Raw genomic sequence first — 24,340 nt, forward strand, 5'->3', positions numbered from 1 at the left:
AGGGTTACAAGCCCGTGGGGGTTTGGTTGTACCAACCCATCAAGAAGCCTCGTGGCCAGGAATTGAGTATGGAGCAGAAAGCCTACAACCAAGCGGTATCGCGAATTCGGGTTCAGGTTGAACACGTGATTGGGAGTACGAAACGATATCGAATCGTTCGGGATGCATGTCGGTTGCGAAAAAGCGATTTTGTGGGTACGGTGATTCACTTGTGCGCTGGCTTGCACAATTTCAGAGTGACACGAAAGCCTGTTCAGTATCCTAATCATCCTAAGCCTAAATTGACATAAACTCTAATATCTGAAAGTAGGGCTGCAGAATTAGGTTTGGGTCAGGTTTCTTCACTTGAGCAACATATCCGCTCATATCGAAACGGTAGAGATTTGACCTCAATACCAAGGGGAGTGAAGGTAATTGATTTGTTCGGTCTGAAGGCCGAAGATGTATTAACACGTTTCCCCAAAGTTTATCAGCACGTTTTGGAGAACGTAAAGCCGGAAAGAGATGTCAACCGGGATAGGTCAATTCGAGACAATTGGTGGTTATTTGGTCGTAACAGAGATGAAATAAGAACGGCTATAAAACCATTAAAACGTTATGTTGCAACAGTTGCTACAGCGAAATACCGAATTTTTCAGTTTCTGGATACAGATATATTACCAGACGATAAACTTGTAGTAATTGCATCTGATGATGCATACATTTTAGGAATTTTATCTTCGTCGATTCATGCATATTGGGCATCAGCTACAGGTGGGCGGATGGGTGTTGGGAATGATCTTGTTTACAATAATTCCAAGTGTTTCGCTACTTTTCCATTCCCCAATATTGAACTGGAACAGCAAACCCGTATTCGTGAACTAGCTGAACAATTAGACGCGCACCGTAAACGCCAACAGGCCGCAAACCCTACCCTGACACTAACGGACCTCTACAACGTCGTTGAAAAGTTAAGGCAGTCCGATGGGTCGGCGGGTGAACCCTTAACCGCCAAAGACCAAACAATTAACCAACAGGGGTTAGCATCGGTGGTGCTCAGTTTACACCAGCAGATTGACGCGGCCGTTGCCGATTCCTACGGATGGCCGCACAACCTGCCAGACAGTGAGATATTAACCCGCCTTGTTCAGCTAAACCATGAACGGGCTGCTGAGGAATCCGCCGGACAAATCCGCTATCTACGCCCGTCGTATCAGGCCCCCGGCCAACAGCAGTTAATTGGACTGACAACCACGGCAACCAAAACCAGTGCCCCCGTTGCCGATGCTGTAAAACAGGAATGGCCGAAAGAGTTAGCCCAACAGATGCAGGCCGTTCGGGATACGGTGCAACAGTCGGGCGTTCCGCTCAGTACCAAACAGGTTGCCGCCTTTTTTGCGAAAACACCCCCCGGCAAAGTACAACCGTTGCTGGATACCTTAGCCGCCCTTGCCCTCCTGCGCCAAACCGCTGACGGAACCTATGCCATGTAAAAACACCAATTCAGATAGGTAACTCATACGGGGTGCCTTTCCAATAGTTGAGGGTTTGGCGTTCGCTATCGCTGAGGATTAGCATCTGAGCGGGTGGGAACAAAGGCAGTTGCCCCCCGCCCGCCCCGTTGATAGCCCGCAACACCCTACGCCGTAAAGTATTGGGCGGGTTAGTGATCTTATTTCTGGCGTTGTGTGCCGCCTGACTGTATGGGTCCTCTTTCGAGCCTTTGGCGTACTGTCTGTGCTGGCTATCGAGCATCAGCATCAGGTCGTCGTCGTTGCGTAACATAGTGGCCGATACAAACCGTTGCCCCGGTCGGGGTTTCTCAATCAATACCCCCGTTACCGGGCAAATAACCGGATCGGGTTGGGTGGTAGTTGGTGTGTTTACCGTGTCAGGTTGTAACCCTGAATACAAGGGGTTAATTCGTGACAAATCGGGGGTTTCGATGTTGGTTAATTCGTGACAGGTTGAGGGCGATAAATTCCCACAATCGGGAATGACTAACCCGGTTAATTCGTGACAGGTTGAGGGCGGGTTTATAACAGCTCCATTACAGCTATTGGGGATTTGTGGAGGGTCCGTTTTTGGCGGGTTTCTCTTATTAACCTCTACTCTTTCGGCCTGATTTTCCTCTGGTAAAATACCGTGTTTTGTCAGGTGCTGCCATGCCGCCCGGCGTTCGTCAATACGTGTCAGCAGGTGGTCGGGAACGGTGGTTAATTGCTCCCACGTTTGGGCAATCAATGCTGCCGTTTGAGCGGGCCGATTTTCGCCCCGTCGGTGTTTGTCGAGTAGTGCCCGGTAACGTCGTTCTGTGCGTAGCAACCGTTGATTGTGGGTGTTTGCCTGGGTTGTGGTCAGGTTGTCGGGTATCTGCCAGAATCGGGGGTTGCATCCATCCCGGTAAATCTCCCGTTCGCGGGCTGTCAGTGCATCAGGTTTGATTGTTGGGTCGTCAAATAGAATCCGGTTAAAGGTATCCATCAGCAACGCCCCCAGCGGGCGGTAATTGGTTACAGTCAGCAGATCGGCCAACGTGTTGAGACGCACCCCCGTTTTATCAAAGTAAACCATTTTGGCAACCTTCACCTCAACCCGTAGCAGGTTCCCATCCAACCCCCGCTGTTTGCCCTTGTCGTACAACTTCACCGTAAACCGCTGGAACCGGCATTCATGGTACGGGGTCTTACTGCCCGTATCACACCTAAAAGGTTTGTTCTTATAGCAGATCAGGTTATCCAGTAGTTGAGCAACCGGAAAAGGCAGTTCCACATTTACCCCAAATTCAATGGTGTTGATTTTTGAGTTGAACGGGTCGATACCGTATAGGGTCACTAATTGATCGAGCGTCAGCAGCAGGTCGGTAGCCGTGAACTGATCGGCGTTATGTTCGCCGTAGTTGCCGAACTTGTGTAAACTACCTTTTGTCTCAACCCGCTGGCCTTCGCCCGTTCGTCGGGGAACGAGCCGGAAGATCAGCCCCCGGTCAAAGGCCTTCCGTATTGGGTTGAGAATAGCCCCGGTATTGGTATCGACCAACGCCCCGAACGTCAGCCGGTCATTATTCAGCAGAACCGGTACGCCGTTCGGGTCATTCCATAGTCCAACGTCCAGCATTTTCATACCATCAACCATAGTTGTAGTAAACCGCCCGACACGAGCGGCCGGGCGGTTGGGTTACGATGTGGATAGAATCAGAGAAGCCCGCGATTGATAACCGTCGATACAAACGCGTCCCGTTCTTTGGGATACGGATAATAGGCGGGAAAGTAGCGGAGGGACATACGCCCGGCATCCGTGGCAAATCGTACTAGTACGCCGTTCTGAACCTTACTGCCATTGCGCCCGAATGTCAGCACGTTGCCAATATATACGCCGGTATGGGCGGTAGGTTGAAGACCCGTAAAAAACGTGATCTTCCGTTTTCCCCCTTTGCCCGTTCCCTCTTTCTTTTCGGTGTTGGGACCGCGTAGAATGAAGTTAGCGTCTATGTTGTCATTGAACCGTCGGTCCTCTGCAATCAATTCACGCGGAACCTTGCAAAACCCCGGCTCACATTCTTTAACAATATACCGGCCTTTGTCGGGGTCGAGCGTAAAGGTCAGGTAGTGCGAAGCTGGTAAATACATCATCGGCCCCTACCCTCCACCGCCTTAGTGTGTTTAAACCGTCGGGATTCTTTCAGTGCGGCCAATACGTCAGCACGCCGATAACGAACCCGCCCGTTTATTTTGAGCGGAACCAGAACGGCCGGGCGGTCGTCTGAATCTTTGGCCCAATCATGAAGGGTAGTCAGTGACACCTGAAACCGGTCAGCCGTTTGCCGACGGGTCAGCAGTTCGGGTAGGTCAGCCCCAACAGGCGGGGGTGGTGTGTAGGTCGCTAACTCCGAGCGAACCGCCCCGCGTACCAACTCTGTCAGTTGGTCGGGGGTAATCTGAATTTGTGTGATAGTACCGTACATTTTGAACCGTAGTTTATTGTCTACGTTTCAAATTACGCGGGTCTGTATTCGAGCGTCATTCCACTGGAAGGCAACTGGAATGAATTTTTATTTTTTCTGCGAGCGTGCTACCCGTGCCTGCATCAACTTTTGTAAGGAATCTAAAAACGTCTTTCCGTCAGCGTGTTTGTACGTATTAAGTATTCGTTTGCTAACAAGCCCATCAACATCTAATTTTTCAATCCCAAACAAGGTTTCAAACTTTTGTGTCAGTTCGGCAATAATCACTGGTTTATTACTATCTACATTAACTATTTGCTCTGACTTCGCTAATGCCCAAATCACTTCTGCCAAATCGGTTTTATCTCCTTTCCATTGGAGTTTTACTTCTGGGATAATGGGTGTGGGCTCTTGATTATCCACAGTAACACCGATAAACTCTTTAACACTTATATACTTACGAAACTCATTTGAATGCCTTTTATAAATTTCAGGCGCAAACTGTCTTATTAAATGAATGACACGTCGGTTTAAACTTTCTAACCACTGACCCCATAAGTTTAAAGTAATTATGTTTTCGTTAATATACTTAAATTCAAAAACAGGGATAGGGTTGCCAGCGTCATCGGTAACTAAAGAATTAATATCCGTGACTTTTGCCCTCTTCAAAGCGGCCTTTAAATCTTGTAGATGGGTTTTTCTATCTTGTAAATGAGACAATTTCTCAAAAACATACTTGTTCACCCGTAGCCACTGATCTAGGAGTACTTCTATTAATGTTTTAGCATAAATTGTCTGTAATGCCGTTTCGTTTCTGGATACAAAAAATTCCTCTAATACCTCCCCTAATTCGTTGGTTTTAACAAAATCTATGACCTGTTTATTGATTTCTGTGTCTATCGAATGAGTCGAAAGGTCGGTGAACATTAGGGTTAGTTCAATTCTGGTATTCAGGTTGCTAAAAGAAGTAACCCAACTATTTGGTGTTGGCATGGTTGACATCTTGGTTTGGTCGGTAATCACTTTCAATAAGTAACCGTACTCAGATAGTGGGTATGGTTTTACTTAATTCGGAAAAGATGCAGAGAGCGAGGGATTCAACCCCCAGGTACCCCTGAGAGTACTTTGCAGCCGTATTCCTTCAACCACTCGGACACCCCTCTACAACGTATCAGGCTGCGGTTTCCAACCCGTTGTAATGCAACATAACGCGGCCTAAATCAACGGCCCGTACTTCGTCAGCATTCAGGGTTTCAACCCCAACTGTGTCTCCTTTGGCCGGTCCGCCGGTGCGGTTTATAAATTCCACTTCGTACAAATCGTTACCCGCATCGGCGGACCGACCGTAAATATGAACGACGGTGCCCACATCACCCCGGCGCAATCCGAGTGCCGGGCGGTCAGTCAGCAAGGCTACTAATTCGAGTTCCTGAATCATACGGTTGTTAGATAGTTCGGGTCAGGTAGTCAGCTAATCGTTGCAACAGGTCGGAGTGTAATCCATCCGGTATGTAGCCAATGGCCCGGTCTAGGTCAGCAGCCGGTATGGCAATCAGGTTAGCCAGCCGAACAACCGACGCAACCCGTAGCCGATTGTCAGGATTTGGCTGTAACACCTCATCGAAACCCGGTACGGTTTGCCGTAGCTGGGAGGAAATACCACATACCAGAAAATCACCGTAGCCGGGCAACTGACGCAATAACAGAACCGGGCGCGGTTTGTAGGCTCCGTCTGATTGCTGAATTGATGCAATGGCTATATCTCCCTCCTGCATGGTTAAGAACGGTTGCGGGCGGTGTAGGCGGGTACGTCAGAGTAATCAGGCTCATTGTCACCATAGGACCGATTCAGCGCAGCATGAGCAGCAGCCCGAAAATCAGCGCGTTCGGTTTCTTCTGCCTGTTGCTGTATCAAATCCAGCAGACCACTAACAAAGGGGTCTAACTGGTTATCGTGTTGCTCAATATCAATCGTCAGAATTTTAGGCTGTCCCTGTGGGTCAGTAATGAGTGATACACCTTGCATATTGGGTATTGGTTGAGGTGAAAAATCAGGCTACTTTGTGTAATGAAAGAACCGGAACGGCTGAATTGATACCGGAAAAATGCGGATGCTCCAGCATCAGCAGGGCGTTTTGCTCCGATGAAACTTTAATGTACTTCATAAACATTACCTCCGACTTGTGCCCGGTTATTTTCATAATCGAAACCGTTGGCACAGCCGCCAGAAATGCGTTTGTAGCGAACGAACGGCGGGCGGTGTGCGTGGTTAGCATTTCCCATTTTTGCGCGGTCAGCGTCGAACGTTTGCCGCCCTGGGTACGGGTCCGCTCTACCGGCGTTGTTAGCCCGGCTACCTGTCCCAATTCTTTGAGGTACTGGTTAAACTTTTGATTCGACATGGTGCGGGGTGGTACGCCTTCGTATTTGGCGAGTATAGCCAGTACATTCGGGTTGAGGGGTATCGAAACCCGGGCGGCTGTCTTTTGGGTCGTTACGCTCAAAATACGCCCCCCGTAGGTTATGTTTACCGGGCGTAACTCCGAGTAATCCGAAAACCGTAACCCCGTATAGCAACCAATCAAAAACAGGTCCCGAACCCGGTCGAGCCGTAAATCGTGGGTCAGGTCGAGGTTATAGAGGGTTGTCAGTTCGTCGTTATCAAGGTAGATGGTATCAACCTCCTCCTCAATCTTTTTAAAGTCTCTTGACTGAAAGTCGGTGTTTTGGTGTAATCCTTCGGCGTAGGCGTGTTTCAGCAGCATTTTAACTCCGTTTAGCACCGCCCCCACATAGTTGAGTGAATGCCCCTGCGCAGTCAGGTACTTTTTGAACCGGTTGTAGAAGTCGAGCGTAAAGGCATCGTAATCCAGCCCCCGCCCGATGGTTTGCTGATAGTCGGTCAGGATATTCCGAAACTTGATGAAGTTTTTGAGAGTCCCATCGGCAAACCGCGAATTTTTGGCGTTCAGCCGTTTCCCGGCCTTTGCATCGGCTACGAACCGGGTAATAAACTGCGTAAACGTTTCTTTCTCCTCAACCTTTGCCGGTTTAGTTGCCCTGATTCGGCCTAGCTGATTGTCGAGGTGGTGTTTGATCGCTGCGTTATCGAACGCCCCCCCAGCCAACTGCAATGCATTCATAACCCGCACGAATGCCGCCCGGTGTCGGTCGAGGTGGGCGTTAATGGTTTCGTGTTGTTGCCGAACGATACGGTTTTTCTGGTTGGTGTAGGCGCGTTGGTTATCGGTATCCCATTGGTAGGGCTCAATAAATTGCCCGGTTGAATAGACAAACCGTCGGTTTTCGTAGCGGAAAATCAGTGAAACGAGGGTGGCATCCGTGGTGCGGGGGTCTTTGAGCAGGAATTTTACATCTGCGGCAAGGGTATTTTGCATGTCATAACTTGGTTTGGTCGATACCAAGTTACGAATAATCCGTCAACCAGCCTATATCCAGTTGACGGATTGGTTGACGGTTTTACTTTGTTTTATCGAACTATTCTCAATAAAGTACAATCAAGAAAAAAGGCTAATCAGTTGATTTTGAGCTACTTTAACTCTAATCTTGATTAGCCTTAATTTGTAAAAAGTGATCCGGCTGGGATTCGAACCCAGGACCCATACATTAAAAGTGTATTGCTCTACCAGCTGAGCTACCAGATCGTTTTCCCTTCGTTTCGACTATTTGTCGTTGTTTGGGAATGCAAAAGTAGGTGTTTGCTTTTCTAAACGCAAGCGTGATTTAAAAAAAAGTTAGCGGTTGGGTTAAATTTATGGCCTCTACGGCCTCCCGAACGTCATGTACCCGTAGAATGGACGCACCTTTGAGCAGGGCAGTCGTGTTCAAAACAGTAGTCCCGTTTAAGGCCTCATCGGCACTGATTTTGAGTGTTTTCCAGATGGTTGTCTTCCGCGAGAGACCCACCAGTAATGGCTCCCCGAATACCTGGAAATCCGTCAGATGGTTGAGTAAAAAAAAATTTTGTTCGACGGTCTTTGCAAAGCCAAATCCGGGGTCTAAAATGACATCTTTTGCCCCAAAAGCCCGTAAACTTATCAGTTGACTAGCCAGTTCATCGATGACTTCGGTAATCAAATCGGTATAAATAGCCAGCGAATTCATCGTTTGGGGCGTACCGCGCAGGTGCATCAGTATGTACGGAACGGAATCGGATTGGTTCAACCTGCCAACAGTGGCAAACATGGCCGGGTCGAGCGTGCCACCCGATACGTCATTGATGAGGGCCGCTCCTGACTCAATAGCCTGACGGGCTACGTCTGCCCGAAAGGTATCAATCGACAGCAGGGTATCAGGAAAGGTAGCAAGAATGGCTTCGATAACGGGGAGCACCCGGTCGGCTTCTTCGGAGGAGCTTACCGCATCGGCACCGGGGCGGGTGGAGTAACCACCAACATCCAGAAAGGTAGCGCCTTCGCTCAGCATCCGTTGTGCTACCTCAATAGCCCGATCAATGGATGCGCTGTCGGTACTGATCCGGCTACCGGCAAAGAATGAATCGGGTGTAGCATTCAGAATACCCATTACAACGGGCTGCCCCAAATTGACCAGCCTTCCCCGGCAGTTCACGGAGTGCCGCCCAACGGAGTGCCGTCCAAGTGTTTTTTTCGTATCTTTCGGCATTAAAACTAGTCAGTTGGTTAGTCGGTGAGTCAGTTGGTATTTTCTGTGCCCGCACTGACTGACTAACGTATCGATTTCTTTGTGAACACAGAATCCCAATATCGGCAGGTTATTCAGCACTGCAAGGATTTATTCCTGAAAAAAAATAAAGACTATGGTACAGCCTGGCGGATTCTGCGTCTGCCCAGCATCACCGACCAGATTTTCATCAAAGCCCAGCGCATCCGTACGCTACAGGAGATGGGCGCTACCGGAGTATCAGGGGGCCGTGTGGGGGAAGGTATAGAACCGGAGTTTGTGGGTATTATCAATTACTGCGTAATGGCCCTGATTCAACTTCAGTTAGCTAGTGACAGTAATAATGGGTCGGCCAGTATGGACATTCCGGTTGGTGAACTTGAACAACTATATGACGCAGAAGTTAATCGGGTTATGGAGCTGCTGTTTGCCAAGAACCATGATTACGGCGAAGCCTGGCGCGACATGCGGGTTAGTTCCATGACGGATATTATCCTGATGAAATTGCTCCGTACCAAACAAATTGAAGACAATCTGGGTGCTACCCTGGTTTCGGAAGGCATTGATGCCAATTATATGGATATGATCAACTACGCCGTTTTCTGTTTGATAAAACTTAGCATTGAATGAACCCAGCGACCTTATCCCCCAAAATCAAAACCGGTACGCCACCGATGCTGATTGCTGCCCGAATTGCCCGCATTCTGGTTGGGTGCGTTTTTATCTTCTCGGGCCTGATTAAACTGAACGACCCGGTGGGTACGCAGATTAAGTTTGAGGAATATTTTGAGGTCTTCGCCCAGGACGTACCCATGCTGCATGATTTCTTCATGGCCCTGGTACCCTTTACGCTGGTGATGTCGGTGCTGTTTTGTGCGGCCGAAATCATTCTGGGAGTAGCCCTGCTGGCATCCTACAAACCCAAGGTTACGGTCTGGCTGTTGTTCTTCCTGATTACTTTCTTTACGTTCCTGACGTTCTATTCCGCTTATTTCGACCGGGTAACCGACTGCGGTTGTTTTGGGGACGCTATCAAACTAAAACCCTGGACATCGTTCGGAAAAGACGTTGTGCTCACGGTGCTCATTCTGTTTATCATCGGTCACCGGAACAGGCTGCGTTCCCGAAAAACGGGCTGGCTGGTTGCCCTGACCACCGTACTGACCCTGGGACTGGGTATCTACGCCGTTCAGTTTCTACCCCCCGTCGATATGCTGCCTTATGCCGTGGGTAAAAGCATACCGGCCGGTATGAAACCCTCGGAGCCATTGCGGTATAAGTATGTAATGGAAAAAGACGGGAAGACGGAAGAATTCGAGGCCTACCCTGCCGATAAGGCGTACACCTTCAAGGAAATGGTGCTGGTGAATGAAAAAGCAAAACCAAAAATTACGGATTACCGGGTCTGGAATGATGCAGGGGACTTTACGGAGCAAACGTTCGAGGGAAACAAGCTCTTTATCATCATAAAAGACACCAAAGACATCGACCCCGGAAGCCTGCCCGCTATCCGGTCGCTGGTAGAGGGTCTGAAAGGGTCAACCGTCTCTCCCTATATTCTCACCTCTACGAATGACGATGACATAAAGGCCTTTCAGAAGGAGTATCAGCTTACAACCGTGCCCTACTACAAAGCTGATGCTACCGTCCTGAAAACGATTATGCGCTCTAATCCCGGCACCTGGCTTATGAGCAATGGAGTCGTTAAAGGCAAGTGGCATTATAACACGACTCCGAATGCGGAGGAAATAAAGAGAATTGTGAATGAGTGAATGAGCGAGTGAGTGAATCGGTATGCTCAGACCAACTGTGTATATCAGTTATTCACTCATCCACTCATTTGCTCATTCGCTCATTGCGAATGAAAAACATCTTCCTGATTGGCATGCCATCGTCTGGCAAGAGTACGCTGGGTAAGCGCATTGCCGCTATCCTTCACTACCGTTTTGTTGATACCGATAAAGTTATTGTTCGTGAAGAAGGACGCTCAATAGCCGAAATTTTTGCCCGGTCAGGCGAAGCGTACTTCCGGGAAACCGAACGGGATATGCTGCGTTCAATCCGGGCCGGATCGAACCTGGTAGTCTCGACGGGTGGTGGGATGCCCTGTTTTCATGGCAACATGGACTATATCAACGCTACTGGTGTGTCTATCTTTCTGGATGTGCCGGTACCTGTGCTTGCCCGGCGTATTCTGGCTCACGCGCATGAAGACAGGCCACTCAATAACGCCAGCGACCCCGAACTACTGGCCACGCTACAGAAACGCTACGAAGACAGATTCCCGGTTTATACGCAGGCCAACATCATTATTTCCGGCGAAACAACCGAGGATGAAGTATTAAGACGGGTGGGTGAATGGCTTTAAGCAAAACAGGCCTTTCGCGAGAGAGGCCTGTTTTGCTTAAAGAATGCGCTGATTTCACTCAGAAAAAAGTACCTACAGACAGCGTAACGGTTGTGTTGTTGTTGTTGATTTGAGCGGATCCGTAGTTGGCCGTGTTGGGTAGCGTATAGGGCGTATAGGCCGATTTAAACGTGTTGAATGTGCCCGCCACATCCGCAAAGAAGCGATCATTCCGAATGCCAAGCCCACCCGATACGAGAAGTTTACTCCGGTCTATATTATCCAGCTGACGCAGGTAGGGATCGGGTAGATAGGCAGCTCCCCCCCGGATACGAAACAAGCCAGCCCGAAACTCCGCCCCAGCCCGAAAATTTATCGTGTTCTGGTAGGTATTCTGAACGGACGTACGCACGGAATTTTTGAAATCACTATTCGCCTGTGCGTTGCTGTTGTCGGATGTGCTGGCCCGCAGACCACCGTAACCGACGTATTCGGCCGAAGCGGTCAGGAAACCAAGTTTACCTTTCCCCAAAAACACCGTAGCGCCCCCCGATGCCCGGAATGGCGATGTTACGCTGTAATTGAAATCATTGGGCTGAACATCCACCGTACTATTGTTAAGTAACGTACGATCAAAAGCCACCGCACTCACGCTCTGCGAGAACGTTTCCCGTAAACTCATGAACGTTGGCGTGGCCACGTTCGCACCAATCTGTATGTCAGGCGTTAGTTTATAGATGGTACCAACCGATACGTTAAATCCATTGCCTTTAACGCTTAACTGATCGCGTTGCGAGTAGTTGTCAAGCACGGTTCCGTTCACAACGTACTCAGTAAGCACATTGTCGTAAGTGTACCGTACGCTGGACAGGCCCAGGTTTATACCCAGATAGAGTTTATCGTCCAGATTTCCCGCGTACCCGAATGTCCACTGCGACTGCGCCCCGGATGAGGTGAAGGTATTGCGCTGGTCGCGGGGGTTGAGTGGATCGAACCGGCTGTAGGGAGGACGACTGTTAGCCTGCCCCTGAGAGTCGGTAAAGGGCGTGCCATCGATCAAATACTGTTGATAGGCTGCAGCAAGCAGATCAGTGGCCTGATTGGTGTTCGGGTCATACTGGGCATCTATCTGAGCACCCGTTACATTACGGCTGTTGGCATCCAGAATGATTGGGTCGATAAACGAACTGCGATTGTTGCGCCCCTGAAAGGTAAACTGATTGAAATAGTTGATATTCTGGTGATACCCTACGCCAAACGTAGAGCGTTTCCAGCGACCACCGTCTTTACCACCCCCGGCAAAAATAAGGCCCAGCTGCCCGACGGAGAACTTGGCTCCGTTATTCGGGGTGGTAGTGCCCAGATACGCTGACTGCGTGTTGTTCAGGTTGATGGTCGGGCTAATACTGACCTCGGAGCGGTTGTAGAAGGCAAGACCCGCCGGGTTGCCGAACAGCGAACTGGCATCCCCACCGAGCGCGGTCTGGTTCCCGCCAAGCCCCCGAAAACGGGCAGTACCATTCTGTTGTATCTCCGAGAACCGGAAGGCCTCCCCCGCGTAAATATCGCCGGTTTGCCCGAAAGCTATGTCAGCACCCAAAAGAAAAGCTGACAGAAAAAATAGTCGAGTAATCATGGATATAATTTTGATAGGTCCGTATATATCATTTGACAGAAAATACGGCTTTATGTTTAATCCTACTACTATTAATAACGAAAAAGCCCATCGTTTGTCCTAAACGATGGGCTTTTATTTCAACTATTTTATCAGATTTTACCGGGGGCCTCTGGAACCACCCCCGCCACCACCACCACCACCGGAGTAGCCTCCACCACCTGACGGGGCACTTGGTGCGCTGTAGGAACGCTGGGGAGCACTGTAGGTTGGTTGTGATTGCTGAAAACTACGCTGTGGTGCGCTATAGGTTTGTTGCGAAGGTTGATAGCTTGGCTGGCTGGCACTCCCACGAGACCCGTTGTAACTACCTAAGTTACTGGGTGAACTATAGCTTCCCCGGCTGTTCTGACGGGGAGTGGCGTAATAATCGCTGCTGGATCGGCCACCCGACGAAGGCGTTGAACTGTTGTACGACGGTGCGGGGCTGTTAACCGAATTGCCACCTCTGGACGAACCGTTGCCGTTGTCATAGTAGTAGCTACTACCACCCCGGGTACCGCTGCGCGGAGTAGCATAATACCCGTTTGATGTATTACCGCCGGATGTATTACCGGTATAAGCGGGTGTACCGGCCGTTCTGCCACCGCTGCTGCTGCGGGGCGTATTTACAAAAGCGTCATTGTACCGGTTGGTTGAACTTCCGGCACGGGCACCATACGTACGGTTACTGGCACGGTATGGGTCAGCCCCGGTTACGTAGCTGTTGTTAACGTAGGAATTACCATAGTAAGAACTGCCATAATAGCCTCCGTATCCACCACCGTAGTAGCTACTATAGAATGGACTATTGTATCCGCCAAATCCATACGAGTTGAACGGCGAATAGAAACTGTTGTAGCCAAAAGGCGAATAGAACGGGCTATACGCATAAGAACCGTAGAAGGGAGAGTAGAACGGGCTGCCGAAGCCAAACCCAAAACTATTGTACCCATAACCACCCAGCCCCATGCCAAGTCCTAAGCCCAGACCGTTATAAAAACCCGTGTTGTTATACCCCCAGCGATTCCAGCTGTACGCCGATGTAGTGGCTGAGTTGTATCCATTTACAAAGCCGGAGTTATAGGCATTGGTGCCATCATTATTCCAGCCCGGATCGGGCGAAAGGCCCCGGTTCAATTTGCGGGCACTCAGTTCCGTATAGTACTCATCTGTATTAGTACCGCCATTGGCCGCGTACTGCTCGTCGTTGTAATCCGGATTAGCATTACGAAGCGAACGTTGCTGCTGGCGGCTATACCGCTGTGATGGCGCATTTCTGGAAGCCACCGAGCTATAGTCGGATGAATTGCTGGCGTACACGGCAGCATTGCCGGAATTGCCATACAGGTCATCCACTTCACCAGCGTTCTGGGCAGTCTTGAGGCTGGAGCTACAACTCCAGAAACCCATCAGCAAAGCCAGTGTCAGGTAAGAATATGGTTGTTGCTTTTTCATTTGGCAAGGGAATTAAAGTAAAGAAGGCTCATATAAACTCTGCTCTAAATATATAACACAGAATTACCCTGTTTGATTACAAAAATAGCGCAAAAAACTATCTTTGCAAGTTATCAGGTATTAGATTTCAATTAACCAGTCAAGGTTTAATCCTACATTAAAAAAAGCCGGTAAGGTAGTGAATTGGTCAGCCACTCACTACCTTACCGACTGACTAACGCATGGCAAAAGCAATTCCGTCCCGTAGTGAAAACTACTCCGAGTGGTATAATGAGTTAATTAAGAAGGCCGACCTGGCCGAAAATTCAGCCGTCCGGGGCTGTATGATCATCAAGCCCTATGGCTACTCCATCTGGGAAAAAATGCAGCGGGCGCTGGATGATATGTTCAAGGAAACGGGCCACTCCAACGCTTATTTCCCCCTGTTTATCCCAAAATCATACTTAAGCAAAGAAGCTTCGCACGTGGCGGGGTTTGCCAAAGAATGTGCCGTTGTGACGCACTACCGGCTCAAAAATGCGGAAGATGGCTCGGGTATTATTGTAGACCCCGATGCCAAACTGGAAGAAGAACTCATTGTGCGGCCAACCTCGGAAACGGTCATCTGGAGTAGCTACAAAAACTGGATTCAGTCGTACCGCGACCTGCCCCTGCTTATTAACCAATGGGCCAACGTGGTACGCTGGGAAATGCGTACCCGGTTGTTCCTGCGTACCGCCGAATTCCTCTGGCAGGAAGGCCATACGGCCCACGCCACCTCCGACGAAGCCCAGGCCGAAACCCGGCAGATGCTCGACATATATGCCCAGTTTGCGGAAGAATGGATGGCCGTACCGGTCATAAAAGGGGCCAAAACGGCCAACGAACGGTTTGCCGGGGCCGAAGATACGCTCTGTATTGAAGCGCTGATGCAGGATGGCAAAGCGCTTCAGGCGGGTACATCCCACTTTCTGGGTCAGAATTTCGCGAAGGCGTTCGATGTGCAGTTCCTCACCAAACAGAATCAACTGGAGTACGTTTGGGGTACCTCCTGGGGCGTATCAACCCGGCTGATGGGCGCGCTTATCATGGCCCATTCCGACGATGATGGCCTGGTACTGCCGCCTAAACTGGCTCCCATTCAGGTCGTTATTGTCCCCATTTACCGCACAGAAGAGCAACTAGAGCAATTGTCGGCCAAAATAAAGCCGTTGGTGAAGGAACTGAAAAAGGCCGGTGTTCTGGTCAAATATGATGACTCCGATGCCAACAAGCCCGGCTGGAAATTTGCCGAGTATGAACTGCGGGGCGTTCCCGTTCGGCTGGCCATGGGCGGTCGTGACCTGGAGAACGGTACCGTTGAAATAGCCCGGCGCGACCTTAAAACCAAAGAAACGGTACCCTTCGATGGACTCACGGAACGAATTGTGGCCCTGCTCGACGACATTCAGCGGACTATCTACGAGAAAGCCCGTGCCTTCCGGCAGGAAAACACGTTCCGGGTCGACACGTTCGAGCAGTTTCAGGAACAAATCGAGAAAGGTGGCTTTATACTGGCGCATTGGGACGGCACATCAGAAACTGAAGAAACCATCAAGGAAATGACCAAAGCCACTATCCGCTGCATCCCCTTTGATCAGGAACCGGAAGAAGGAACGGACGTGTATTCCGGCAAGCCATCGAAAGGGCGGGTCGTGTTTGCCCGGGCCTACTAGCGCCAAATAGATCGACGGCTTGACCCGGGTTAATTCGGTATAAAACAGGGGCAGGTAAACCGAAAAAAAGAGGATAGTGTGCTGGGGGGGGCTCCTTCCAGCACACTATTCGTTCATTTTCTGGTCAAAATCCTGAACTTTTGACCGCAGCAACGAGTTGGTCAAAAGTTAGCGTACAACCAAACCATGTCGGAAAATCCGGTATTTAATGACTACGCTCCCAACAAAACACATAGCATTATGGCACAAGCAAAATCTGGTGACACCGTTCAGGTGCATTATACCGGAACCCTCTCCGATGGCACTATATTCGATTCATCGGAAGGTCGTACTCCCCTGGAGTTTACCGTGGGCAGTGGTCAGGTGATCAAAGGCTTCGATGATGGCGTGGCGGGTATGAATCCCGGCGAAAAAAAAACCATAAATATTCCGGTAGAAGATGCCTACGGGGCAACCAACGAGGAAATGATCTTTACGCTGAACCGGACGGATATACCAGAGGATATTCCACTGGAAGTGGGCTCAACCCTCAATATGCATGAGGACGGGAATCCACGCCCTGTTCCCGTTATTATTCGCGATCTGACCGATACCAGCGTAACGCTCGATGCCAATCATCCCCTGGCCGGTCATGCACTGACTTTTGACGTTGAACTGGTCGGCGTGAAATCGCCATCAGGCTTGATTTTATAAGTAACAGGTACCGAAAAGGAGGAGCGGGAAGAGAATAATCAAATTATTCCCTTCCCGCTCCTCCTTTTCGGTATTATTCGTCAAGGGTTACTAAGTCATCTAATTCACGCAGGGCTGTTTGAATACCCCGCAGATCGGCGCGGGCTACGTAAGCGGCCAAAGCCACCGTAAGTGCGCCTACGTTAAGGGCAACGGCCACATTCCGGATTCGTTGCAGGCTGCCCCTGGCATTGGTTATGGCTTTCTCAATGCCAGCCGAAACGGTAATGGTATTCGTATAAGCGGGTCGGATGGTCCGTAAAATTAAATCCTGCGCCCGATTAAGGAGACTGTTCTGATACGCATTAAGGTCCAGCTGCTGCTCATGCGAAAGCTCAACCCAATGAATAACCTGATACTCATTCAGCGCACGAGCCATACTGAAATAGCCTTTGGTAATGCCGTTAATTTGGTCTGGCGTAAGATCTTCCATATACAGATTCAGTTCTGAATCAGGCTACTCCCCAAAGTCGCTCTATTACGCTGCTTAAGTTATAGTAAAGCCTGTTTAGTAACACCCAACTTTTTAACGAACGGTCAGAATTAAGCGAAAATGATCCTCCTCCCTGACGATAACGAGCCTATTCTGCTCATCGCAAAAAAAGCCCGCTACTTTCTGACGAAAATAGCGGGCAGAATGGAGCTGACGGTCAGGCCTGTCCGAAAAGACTGACCGCACAGTATGTGTTGAGGTAGTGAATGATTAACCCCCAAAGGGGCATACAGGTTGCTTAGTGCTGAATAGCGATACGCGCTGTGAACTGCTTCTGATCCGGTCCAACCACGAAGGTATAGGCTCCATCGGGTAAACCTGACAAATCGAACCGGCGCACCGACCCTTTGAACGAATCCGTCTGTACCAGTACGTTCTGAGGATCATAAATCGCTACGGTAGACTGCTCGACATTACTAACCGGCAGCACCACTTCAATCTTATTCTTCTCGTAGGCTGTCAGCGTAGGCTTGGCAACCTGCTGGATGTTACGCTCGTCGACGTTGACCGAATTGGCTTTGATTGTCAACCCCTGCGACATCCACCAGGCATTGTTACCGGCGGTCAGATAATACTGCCCATCGGGTAGGTTGTTCAGATTGAACGAAGTTGCATGTTGCTCATTCTTGGCGATAACGCCCCGGTAAAGTACATTGCCATCGGCATCAATAAGTGCCAGATCAACGGAGGTACCAGGCTTTGTATATACACGTACTTTCTTGCTAGCGGACTTCTCAACTTTCACACCACCCATTCCTGATCCATTGTCGGCTTTGGCCACTCCCAGACCTGCCAGACTCCATACTGATAACAGTACTGCGATTGATAAACGGAATTTTTTCATGGTTGTATAATTAATTTTCTTCGGTTGTATAGTTTGTTTTTCCGTGACAAAGGTGTGGCAGGAATGCGATTCGTTGCAAGAGTGTCCCCACTGAAAACCAATGTTTTACGAAAACTTCATTTTATAATTATATCTATTCTAACCAAATTAGGGCGTTTATTGAAAAAGTACAACAAGTCCCTATTTATACCGCATGAATTGTATTTTTCTAATAATTCAAAAAAGTTGTACTTTAGGAATTTCAGGGCCTATTTTTCATATGCAAAGTGCAATTCGTTTAAAACGGGCCGCGTACGCCCATGGCATTCAGGCGGCAAAAATTCACCTTTTCGTCGCTGATTATAGAAAATAGCCTACAGTTCCCGGGTGTCCTGGTGCTATACCGGACCGGAATGGAAAGAATGCATGGTAAGTGAAGTAGCCGAAACAACCCCGCCAGTGCAGTAGCGGTATCGGAAATTGGCCTGCCAGCCATCACATGAGAATATCCCGGACAGCCTGAACGCGTTTGGGCAGATTGGTTTCGCCAAGCATATCGCGGAGATCAATTTCGATATTACGACAGATAGCGGTCATAGGCACATCATTGATACTATTTTCAAACGGATTTTCACTGGTATCCCCTACTACTTCCATCGTGTTAAAAATCCACGCGATAACGGTATAGAACGGAACTGTGAGCCAAATATGCCAGCCACTGAACTTCGCCATCTCGGGTAACAGCCCGTACGGCAGGACAAAAATGAAGAGCCAGGTAAACACGAAACTAAAAAAAGCGTACTGACGCGGAAAGGGAAAAGATTTTATCCGTTCGCAGGCCCCCTGCTGGTTGTAAAACTCGGTTAGCATTCGTTCCATATCGACGTGGTAGTAGTCGTTCAGGTATTGCCCGTTCCGTAGCGCTCGTAATTGGGCCGATTGCTGGCGCAGTAGAAACGTAGCCGGATTGGGATGCTTAATGATTTCCTGGATTTCCTCATCGGAAAGAAAGCGGCTTAGTTCTTTGTCCAGACTACACTGCTTGAATGCCGCAATGCGCTCGATAAGGTCATGAGCAATATCGTGATGAAGTTCCCATACTGGTTTTTGGCGTAATTGTACCCGTAGTGCGGTGATATAGGCCAGATGCCGATAGATGAGTTGCCGGTGTATCTGTTCAACAGCAACATCAGGCTGGGTATTCCTGTTTGAGGAAATGATATAGTCGAGTACCAGGATACTCCACGACCGGCTGGCGTTGGTGATGCTGCCCCATATCCGTCGGGCTTCCCAGAGTCGGTCGTAGGATGAGTTGTTTTTGAACCCCACGTAAAAAGCAACAGCAGTACCAATGGTAGCGACCGGAACAAACGGAATGGCCAGGAACGTCCATTCGAAATATGAGTAAAGCAGGCAAACAGAGGCCGAATAGGAGAAGAAGAAGAAAACGGACGGCCAGGCGAAAGGAAAAACAATACGAAGGGGAACACGTTTGGCAGTAAACATAGGATAAGCAGTAGCGTTAATGTCTTACAGGCGTATTTTTCGAAAGGGAAGCTACTAAAATATCCAATAAATCTGGTCAGCAAGTCTGGATTTTCCCTGAAATATCCCTTAATGAAAGCCAGATTAACAGTTGATTAATTTATTGTTTGCCCGCCTGGCAAGCCGTAGTTTGCGCCCGCAAACTGGTCCGGTTTAGTTGACAAGACCGTTCAAGTAATACCAATAAAGAGTTGAAGGGCCTCATAAGGAAAGACACGCTTTGGGGCCAAAACCATTAACCAGAACAACTTTTTACCTTTATTCATGCGTCTATTTTCGGCTGGGTTAGTATAACTGACCGTAAAAGAGTTACCCTAAAAGATAGTTCTGACAATTCATGAAAAACACACTGGAAGGCCAAACGGCCATCATCACGGGTGCCAGCAGTGGCATTGGAACGGGCGTTGCCAAAGCACTGGCAGCTGCCGGGGCTACCGTCGTTATCAACTACCCCGTCGAGTCGTCAAAGCCGGATGCGGAAGCCGTTTTAACCGATATTATCAATGCTGGTGGTACGGGCATGACGGCCCAATGTGATGTGAGTAAGGAAGACCAGGTCATCAGGATGTTTGCGGCTGTGGTAGCCCAATACGGTACGGTCGACATCCTGATCAATAACGCTGGCTTACAGCGTGATGCGAAGTTTGATGAAATGACCCTCGACCAGTGGAATACGGTCATCAATGTTAACCTGACAGGGCAGTTTCTGTGCGCCCGCGAAGCCATCCGGGAGTTCCTGCGCCGGGGGCCGCGCCCGGATGTATCACTGGCTACCGGTAAAATTATCTGCATGAGTTCGGTGCATGAATTAATACCCTGGGCGGGGCACGTCAATTATGCGACTTCCAAAGGTGGTCTTAAGATGCTGATGCAATCGCTGGCTCAGGAGTATGGCGACCGGAAAATTCGGGTCAACAGCATTTGTCCCGGTGCTATTCAAACCGCTATTAACCGGGCAGCCTGGGAAACACCTCAGGCACTAAATAGCCTGATGAGCCTGATACCGTATAACCGAATCGGCCAGCCCCAGGATATTGGCAATCTGGCCGTGTTCCTGTCGTCCGATTTATCGGATTATATCACCGGTGCCAGTATTTTCATTGATGGTGGCATGACCGTATTTGAAGGCTTCGCCACGGGGGGGTGAAAACTGGTTATTAGTAGTCACTTGTAGTCGTTAGTTGTCATTAAACCGGCCTTTTTGGCCAAACTGGCTAATGACAACCAATGACAAAAAAATGAAAATTCCCGACCATTCATGTCCATAGAAAAGCAGCGTCTTGACGACCCCGCCTGGCGGCAATGGGGCCCTTACGTGTCCGACCGACAGTGGGGAACCGTGCGGGAAGATTACAGTGCCAATGGCGATGCCTGGAATTACACCACCCACGATATGGCCCGCAGTTATACGTATCGGTGGGGCGAAGAAGGGATAGCAGGCTTCTGCGACGAGAAACAGCAGCTCTGTCTGGCGCTGGCACTCTGGAACGGGCAGGACCCTATTCTGAAGGAACGGTATTTTGGGTTATCCAACAGCGAGGGTAATCACGGCGAAGATGTCAAGGAACTCTATTATTACATCGACAATACCCCCACGCATTCGTACCAGCGGATGCTGTATAAATACCCGCAGGCTGCTTACCCCTACGAATGGCTCGTTCAGGAAAATCGCCGGCGAACCCGGCAGGACCCCGAATTTGAACTCCTCGATACCGGTCTCTTCGATGATGACCGCTACTTCGATGTAGTTGTCGAATACGCGAAAGCCGGGCCGCAGGATATACTGATGCGGGTAACGGTGCATAACCGGGGGGCCCAGGCCGCTGACCTGCACCTGTTACCCACACTATGGTTCCGGAATACGTGGGTTTACGGGGATGATACGGATGGAGTCCCTAACTACAAACCAGCCCTGGTCCTGCTGCCCAACGGTACCGTGTCGGTCGAGGATTCGGCCCTGGGTCATTACGTTTTGCATGCGGATGAACAGCCGGAATGGTTGTTCTGCGACAATGAATCCAATATCGCCCGGCTCTACAACACGCATACTGGTTCTCAATACCCAAAAGACGGTATCAATGATCATGTAATTCACGGAGGGAATACCGTTAACCCGGACCATACGGGTACCAAAGCAGCCGCGCATTATAGAGTGACCATCGACGCGGGTCAATCCGTCACCCTGCGTTTGCGGCTTGAACTGGCTTCGCTACCGAATCCCTTTGCTGATTTTGACTTTATTTTCTCGAAGAGGCAGGTAGAGACTGATGAGTTCTACGCCACTGTTCAGCCTAACCAGGCTACTGACGACGAAAAGCGGGTGCAGCGTCAGGCTTTTGCCGGTATGCTGTGGAGCAAGCAGTATTATTACTACGACGTATCGCGCTGGCTGGCCGGTGACCCAAACAGCCCCCCCCCACCCCCCGAACGCCGGAACGGGCGTAATCATACCTGGCTGCAACTCATCAACGCAAACGTCATTTCAATGCCCGATACCTGGGAGTACCCCTGGTATGCGGCCTGGGACTGGGCGTTCCATTGCGTAACTCTGTCCATTATCGATCCTGGCTTTGCCAAGCAGCAGCTTATGGTGCTGACCAACGAGTGGTATATGCACCCCAATGGGCAACTGCCCGCCTACGAATGGAACTTCTCCGACGTGAATCCACCCGTGCAGGCCTGGGCGGCCTGGCGAATTTTCCACCTTGAAATGGAGCGTAAGCCTCCGGGCGAGGAAGATTTGACGTTCCTTCGGGGTATCTTCCACAAATTGATGATCAACTTTACCTGGTGGGTGAACCGGAAAGATGCATCGGGAAATAATATTTTTGAAGGAGGTTTTCTGGGCCTGGACAACATCGGCGTTTTTGACCGTAATACCGTGTTTCCCGATGGCAGTCATCTGGAGCAGGCCGACGGAACCAGCTGGATGGCTATGTATGCGCTCAACATGATGCGCATTGCGCTGGAACTGGCCCGCCATGACACCGTGTACGACGAGATGGCCACCAAGTTCTTTGACCACTTTCTGTACATCGCCAGTGCCATCACTAAAATTGGCGGCAATAATACGGGGCTTTGGGATGAAGAGGATGCATTTTTCTACGACCAGCTTCGGATGAACGACGGCACGGTACACCGGATGCGCGTGAAAACACTGGTGGGGCTCATACCACTCTATGCCGTTGAAATACTGGACGACAAATTGCTAAAATCAAACCCTTCCTTCGTGGAGCGAATGGACTGGTTTCAGAGTCACCGCCCGGATCTGTATAACCAGGTATCGCGCTATACCGAAAAAGGGATGAACCAGAAGCGGTTGCTGAGTCTATTGCGCGGCTTCCGGTTGAAAGCCCTGCTGAGTAATATACTGGATGAAAATGAGTTTTTAAGTCCGCATGGTGTCCGGGCGGTATCGCAGGTGTATCGGGAGCACCCGTATCAATTTACCCTGGATGGTACTACGTTCACCCTCACCTACACTCCTGCCGAAAGTACGACCGATATGTTTGGGGGCAACAGCAACTGGCGTGGCCCCGTCTGGATGCCGACCAATTACCTGCTGGTGGAGAGCATAGAGCGGTTTTATACTTATTTCGGAGACGAATTCACGGTCGAATACCCCATCGGGTCGGGTCAGCAGATAACCCTCAAAGCCGTGGCACTGGAGCTGACGAACCGGCTAATCAGTCTGTTTACGAAAGACAGTGCCGGTAACCGCCCCGTGTTTGGTCAGCACCCTAAATACCGGGACCCCCACTTTAGCGATTACGTCCTGTTCTACGAATATTTCGATGGAGATAATGGCCGGGGTGTTGGGGCCAGCCACCAAACGGGCTGGACCGGCTTAGTGGCCGAACTTATCAATCGGAAGTACCAATAGGTATAGACTATTGGTAGTCATTGCGCTTCGCGGTCATATTTTGTCATTGATGGTCATTAAGCAACTACGGTCAATGACAAAATATGACCACTAGTATCTACGCCCGCGAGGGTCGTAATACCGTAAACCGCTGCTGAAGCAGGTAGTAGCTACCAAACAGCACCGCACTAAAAAACAGGTCACCCAGCAGTGCGTTCAGGAAGAAGGAAGTGCCGTTATAAAACGCAAGCCCGGATACGTAGCAGCTCATCAGACCAGCCGCCGTTTGTGGATAAAAAGAACTGCCGTACCATACCGCAAAGTTGGTGATCAGAAAGAACAGGATGGACGAGGCAACGGATGCCAGGGCAATACGACCGGCCGATGGATGCTGCAGACTCCACAGACCGATTAGCCACACCAGCGCAAAGCTGATGTAAACGGCTTCCATGCTGTTATGAAATCCAATTAGTACATCACTCAAAAGCATAGCCGCAAGCGGAATAAACAACCCCAGCCACTTACGATCGAAGGAAGCGGCCCCAAACAGAGCCAGCGCAGCCACGGGCGTAAAATTAGGCCAATGGGGTACTAACCGAAACAGGGCCGTAGCCAGAATGAGTATAGTCAGTAACGTCAGGCGAATCTGTAAAGGCTTCATGTGTATGATATCAGCAGTTAAGGGATCAACATAAATGGTCGCTACCAGCGAGTGCCGAATTGATCCTGAAATGTATTGTGCAAAGATAACCCCATAAATACTTATGACAAAGTCTACCGGTCGTTGTGCCACAAAACAGCGTTGATTTCGTAAACTCAACGCTTGCCTGTCGGGGATTGGGAACGACCAACCGGTGCATGAACACCTCACTCCTACTCCTCCTTGACCGGGATAAAATGGTTGTCCCTAACCCGTCGTTCGAAACATTCCGATTCAAGGGTCTTCGTCGTACTGACTTTGCTCAGGTATAGGGCAAGTTTCAGGTATAGGACAAGTTATTGTTTTAGTCCCATCGGGGCTTCTTTCAAAACCAACTACAAACGTATCTTCCCCCCTTTACTTTCATCCCTGCTTTTCTCTCGGTGAAATAATACGGGATGGAATCGCGTGTGGCCTTAAGAAGGTAAAAACAGTTTCGTCAAAGGAA

The 24,340-nt window shown here is 49.7% G+C and carries 24 protein-coding genes and 1 tRNA gene; 9 read left to right on the forward strand and 16 right to left on the reverse strand.

Going from position 1 to position 24,340, the window contains the following annotated elements:
• Together B157_RS35905 and B157_RS39840 are read left to right on the forward strand one after the other, a co-directional pair.
• A partial coding sequence (locus B157_RS35905; RefSeq protein WP_020603222.1) for a transposase family protein occupies positions 1–290 on the forward strand: 290 nt, incomplete at its 5' end.
• A gap of 114 nt (positions 291–404) precedes the next feature.
• The gene (locus B157_RS39840) at positions 405–1,472 is read left to right on the forward strand and encodes a type IIL restriction-modification enzyme MmeI (RefSeq protein WP_020605658.1); all 1,068 of its coding nucleotides are present in this window, start codon (positions 405–407) and stop codon (positions 1,470–1,472) included.
• Positions 1,473–1,482: 10 nt separating this feature from the next.
• Here B157_RS39840 and B157_RS0122975 read toward each other — a convergent pair whose 3' ends face one another.
• From B157_RS0122975 to folP, 10 genes are all read right to left on the reverse strand, one after another.
• Positions 1,483–3,102, reverse strand: coding sequence for a hypothetical protein (locus B157_RS0122975; RefSeq protein WP_245565226.1), 1,620 nt, complete (start codon positions 3,100–3,102; stop codon positions 1,483–1,485).
• 71 nt (positions 3,103–3,173) lie between these two features.
• Positions 3,174–3,611: a hypothetical protein gene (locus tag B157_RS0122980; protein WP_020605660.1), complete on the reverse strand. Its 438-nt coding sequence runs from the start codon at positions 3,609–3,611 to the stop codon at positions 3,174–3,176.
• The gene (locus B157_RS0122985) at positions 3,608–3,943 is read right to left on the reverse strand and encodes a helix-turn-helix domain-containing protein (protein ID WP_020605661.1); all 336 of its coding nucleotides are present in this window, start codon (positions 3,941–3,943) and stop codon (positions 3,608–3,610) included. Before B157_RS0122985 ends, B157_RS0122980 begins: the two co-directional genes overlap by 4 nt.
• Before the next feature lie 87 nt (positions 3,944–4,030).
• The gene (locus B157_RS0122990; RefSeq protein ID WP_020605662.1) at positions 4,031–4,915 is read right to left on the reverse strand and encodes an RteC domain-containing protein; all 885 of its coding nucleotides are present in this window, start codon (positions 4,913–4,915) and stop codon (positions 4,031–4,033) included.
• Between the two features lie 178 nt (positions 4,916–5,093).
• Positions 5,094–5,360 carry a DUF4926 domain-containing protein gene (locus B157_RS0122995; RefSeq protein ID WP_020605663.1) on the reverse strand — a complete coding sequence of 89 codons (267 nt, stop codon included), beginning with the start codon at positions 5,358–5,360 and terminating at the stop codon, positions 5,094–5,096.
• Between the two features lie 7 nt (positions 5,361–5,367).
• Positions 5,368–5,697 carry a type II toxin-antitoxin system PemK/MazF family toxin gene (locus tag B157_RS0123000; protein ID WP_020605664.1) on the reverse strand — a complete coding sequence of 110 codons (330 nt, stop codon included), beginning with the start codon at positions 5,695–5,697 and terminating at the stop codon, positions 5,368–5,370.
• 2 nt (positions 5,698–5,699) lie between these two features.
• Complete coding sequence (locus B157_RS0123005; protein ID WP_020605665.1) at positions 5,700–5,948, reverse strand: hypothetical protein; 249 nt, start codon at positions 5,946–5,948, stop codon at positions 5,700–5,702.
• A 25-nt stretch (positions 5,949–5,973) separates the two neighbouring features.
• Positions 5,974–7,320 carry a site-specific integrase gene (locus B157_RS0123010; RefSeq protein WP_020605666.1) on the reverse strand — a complete coding sequence of 449 codons (1,347 nt, stop codon included), beginning with the start codon at positions 7,318–7,320 and terminating at the stop codon, positions 5,974–5,976.
• Positions 7,321–7,514: 194 nt separating this feature from the next.
• Positions 7,515–7,587, reverse strand: a tRNA-Lys gene (locus B157_RS0123015).
• Between the two features lie 79 nt (positions 7,588–7,666).
• Positions 7,667–8,566, reverse strand: coding sequence for a dihydropteroate synthase (gene folP / locus B157_RS0123020; protein ID WP_020605667.1), 900 nt, complete (start codon positions 8,564–8,566; stop codon positions 7,667–7,669).
• Positions 8,567–8,647: 81 nt separating this feature from the next.
• On the opposite strand from folP, the gene B157_RS0123025 reads away from it, so the two are divergent.
• The 3 genes from B157_RS0123025 (at position 8,648) to B157_RS0123035 (ending at position 10,952) form a co-directional block, all read left to right on the forward strand.
• A complete protein-coding gene (locus B157_RS0123025; RefSeq protein WP_020605668.1) occupies positions 8,648–9,214 on the forward strand; it encodes a DUF1599 domain-containing protein in 567 nt (188 codons plus the stop codon).
• Positions 9,211–10,356: a BT_3928 family protein gene (locus tag B157_RS0123030; protein ID WP_020605669.1), complete on the forward strand. Its 1,146-nt coding sequence runs from the start codon at positions 9,211–9,213 to the stop codon at positions 10,354–10,356. The genes B157_RS0123025 and B157_RS0123030 overlap by 4 nt, the downstream gene beginning before the upstream one ends.
• Before the next feature lie 89 nt (positions 10,357–10,445).
• Positions 10,446–10,952: a shikimate kinase gene (locus B157_RS0123035; protein ID WP_020605670.1), complete on the forward strand. Its 507-nt coding sequence runs from the start codon at positions 10,446–10,448 to the stop codon at positions 10,950–10,952.
• Between the two features lie 58 nt (positions 10,953–11,010).
• Here B157_RS0123035 and B157_RS0123040 read toward each other — a convergent pair whose 3' ends face one another.
• Both B157_RS0123040 and B157_RS0123045 read right to left on the reverse strand, forming a co-directional pair.
• Entirely contained in the window at positions 11,011–12,567 is a 1,557-nt protein-coding gene (locus tag B157_RS0123040) for a PorV/PorQ family protein (protein WP_020605671.1), read from the reverse strand.
• 138 nt (positions 12,568–12,705) lie between these two features.
• Positions 12,706–14,043: a pilus assembly protein gene (locus tag B157_RS0123045; RefSeq protein ID WP_020605672.1), complete on the reverse strand. Its 1,338-nt coding sequence runs from the start codon at positions 14,041–14,043 to the stop codon at positions 12,706–12,708.
• A gap of 221 nt (positions 14,044–14,264) precedes the next feature.
• On the opposite strand from B157_RS0123045, the gene proS reads away from it, so the two are divergent.
• Both proS and B157_RS0123055 read left to right on the forward strand, forming a co-directional pair.
• The gene (gene proS, locus B157_RS0123050; protein ID WP_020605673.1) at positions 14,265–15,737 is read left to right on the forward strand and encodes a proline--tRNA ligase; all 1,473 of its coding nucleotides are present in this window, start codon (positions 14,265–14,267) and stop codon (positions 15,735–15,737) included.
• Between the two features lie 240 nt (positions 15,738–15,977).
• Positions 15,978–16,430 carry an FKBP-type peptidyl-prolyl cis-trans isomerase gene (locus tag B157_RS0123055; RefSeq protein ID WP_026308908.1) on the forward strand — a complete coding sequence of 151 codons (453 nt, stop codon included), beginning with the start codon at positions 15,978–15,980 and terminating at the stop codon, positions 16,428–16,430.
• 73 nt (positions 16,431–16,503) lie between these two features.
• On the opposite strand, the gene B157_RS0123060 is transcribed toward B157_RS0123055, so the two are convergent.
• From B157_RS0123060 to B157_RS0123075, 3 genes are all read right to left on the reverse strand, one after another.
• Positions 16,504–16,902 carry a hypothetical protein gene (locus B157_RS0123060; RefSeq protein WP_020605675.1) on the reverse strand — a complete coding sequence of 133 codons (399 nt, stop codon included), beginning with the start codon at positions 16,900–16,902 and terminating at the stop codon, positions 16,504–16,506.
• A 298-nt stretch (positions 16,903–17,200) separates the two neighbouring features.
• Positions 17,201–17,806, reverse strand: a complete 606-nt coding sequence (locus B157_RS0123070; protein WP_020605677.1) for a hypothetical protein — start codon at positions 17,804–17,806, stop codon at positions 17,201–17,203.
• 474 nt (positions 17,807–18,280) lie between these two features.
• A complete protein-coding gene (locus B157_RS0123075; protein ID WP_020605678.1) occupies positions 18,281–19,291 on the reverse strand; it encodes a bestrophin family protein in 1,011 nt (336 codons plus the stop codon).
• Positions 19,292–19,667: 376 nt separating this feature from the next.
• Between B157_RS0123075 and B157_RS0123080 the strand changes: the two genes are divergently transcribed.
• Together B157_RS0123080 and B157_RS0123085 are read left to right on the forward strand one after the other, a co-directional pair.
• Complete coding sequence (locus B157_RS0123080; RefSeq protein ID WP_020605679.1) at positions 19,668–20,477, forward strand: glucose 1-dehydrogenase; 810 nt, start codon at positions 19,668–19,670, stop codon at positions 20,475–20,477.
• Positions 20,478–20,588: 111 nt separating this feature from the next.
• Positions 20,589–23,213, forward strand: coding sequence for an MGH1-like glycoside hydrolase domain-containing protein (locus B157_RS0123085; RefSeq protein WP_020605680.1), 2,625 nt, complete (start codon positions 20,589–20,591; stop codon positions 23,211–23,213).
• 97 nt (positions 23,214–23,310) lie between these two features.
• Here the strand turns inward: B157_RS0123085 and B157_RS0123090 are convergent, their stop codons facing one another.
• Positions 23,311–23,853 (reverse strand): DUF6580 family putative transport protein, encoded by a 543-nt coding sequence (locus B157_RS0123090; protein WP_020605681.1) that lies wholly within the window; start codon positions 23,851–23,853, stop codon positions 23,311–23,313.
• Between the last annotated feature and the right edge of the window lie 487 nt (positions 23,854–24,340).

Source organism: Spirosoma spitsbergense DSM 19989, assembly GCF_000374085.1.
Lineage (GTDB): Bacteria > Bacteroidota > Bacteroidia > Cytophagales > Spirosomataceae > Spirosoma > Spirosoma spitsbergense.

Coding starts and splice junctions, on each gene's coding strand:
- folP (WP_020605667.1), bottom strand. CDS start 8,566: ATGCCGAAAGATACGAAAAAAACACTTGGACGGCACTCCGTTGGGCGG.
- B157_RS0123000 (WP_020605664.1), bottom strand. CDS start 5,697: ATGCAGGAGGGAGATATAGCCATTGCATCAATTCAGCAATCAGACGGA.
- B157_RS0123060 (WP_020605675.1), bottom strand. CDS start 16,902: ATGGAAGATCTTACGCCAGACCAAATTAACGGCATTACCAAAGGCTAT.
- B157_RS0123035 (WP_020605670.1), top strand. CDS start 10,446: ATGAAAAACATCTTCCTGATTGGCATGCCATCGTCTGGCAAGAGTACG.
- B157_RS0123055 (WP_026308908.1), top strand. CDS start 15,978: ATGGCACAAGCAAAATCTGGTGACACCGTTCAGGTGCATTATACCGGA.
- proS (WP_020605673.1), top strand. CDS start 14,265: ATGGCAAAAGCAATTCCGTCCCGTAGTGAAAACTACTCCGAGTGGTAT.
- B157_RS0123005 (WP_020605665.1), bottom strand. CDS start 5,948: ATGCAAGGTGTATCACTCATTACTGACCCACAGGGACAGCCTAAAATT.
- B157_RS0123045 (WP_020605672.1), bottom strand. CDS start 14,043: ATGAAAAAGCAACAACCATATTCTTACCTGACACTGGCTTTGCTGATG.
- B157_RS0122995 (WP_020605663.1), bottom strand. CDS start 5,360: ATGATTCAGGAACTCGAATTAGTAGCCTTGCTGACTGACCGCCCGGCA.
- B157_RS0122990 (WP_020605662.1), bottom strand. CDS start 4,915: ATGCCAACACCAAATAGTTGGGTTACTTCTTTTAGCAACCTGAATACC.
- B157_RS0123085 (WP_020605680.1), top strand. CDS start 20,589: ATGTCCATAGAAAAGCAGCGTCTTGACGACCCCGCCTGGCGGCAATGG.
- B157_RS0123030 (WP_020605669.1), top strand. CDS start 9,211: ATGAACCCAGCGACCTTATCCCCCAAAATCAAAACCGGTACGCCACCG.
- B157_RS0122975 (WP_245565226.1), bottom strand. CDS start 3,102: ATGAAAATGCTGGACGTTGGACTATGGAATGACCCGAACGGCGTACCG.
- B157_RS0122980 (WP_020605660.1), bottom strand. CDS start 3,611: ATGATGTATTTACCAGCTTCGCACTACCTGACCTTTACGCTCGACCCC.
- B157_RS0122985 (WP_020605661.1), bottom strand. CDS start 3,943: ATGTACGGTACTATCACACAAATTCAGATTACCCCCGACCAACTGACA.
- B157_RS0123090 (WP_020605681.1), bottom strand. CDS start 23,853: ATGAAGCCTTTACAGATTCGCCTGACGTTACTGACTATACTCATTCTG.
- B157_RS0123010 (WP_020605666.1), bottom strand. CDS start 7,320: ATGCAAAATACCCTTGCCGCAGATGTAAAATTCCTGCTCAAAGACCCC.
- B157_RS0123040 (WP_020605671.1), bottom strand. CDS start 12,567: ATGATTACTCGACTATTTTTTCTGTCAGCTTTTCTTTTGGGTGCTGAC.
- B157_RS0123080 (WP_020605679.1), top strand. CDS start 19,668: ATGAAAAACACACTGGAAGGCCAAACGGCCATCATCACGGGTGCCAGC.
- B157_RS0123075 (WP_020605678.1), bottom strand. CDS start 19,291: ATGTTTACTGCCAAACGTGTTCCCCTTCGTATTGTTTTTCCTTTCGCC.
- B157_RS0123070 (WP_020605677.1), bottom strand. CDS start 17,806: ATGAAAAAATTCCGTTTATCAATCGCAGTACTGTTATCAGTATGGAGT.